Raw genomic sequence first — 235 nt, forward strand, 5'->3', positions numbered from 1 at the left:
ATCACACTGTTCCATTATTTAGGTGAAACAAAAGTCATTTTCATAATCTCCTTCATCTTATTAATTTTTGTTTGGATTCGATTAAAAGATTTAAAATTAATTCTTTTTATTTTGTTAAAAGTCGGTTTTGGATATGGACTCTATCAATTTTTAAAACATTTAATCGAGCGTCCTCGTCCAGAGTTTGCAGACCAATTATCGACCTACAGTTTCCCCTCTGGCCATGCAACACATG

General features: G+C 32.3%; 1 pseudogene. It reads left to right on the top strand.

The window, feature by feature from the left end:
• Nucleotides 1-235 (top strand): annotated as a pseudogene (locus R2R70_RS23240) (phosphatidylglycerophosphatase); the annotation flags it as partial.

The sequence above is a fragment of the Cobetia sp. SIMBA_158 genome, assembly GCF_046566945.1.
Classification (GTDB): domain Bacteria; phylum Pseudomonadota; class Gammaproteobacteria; order Pseudomonadales; family Halomonadaceae; genus Cobetia; species Cobetia amphilecti.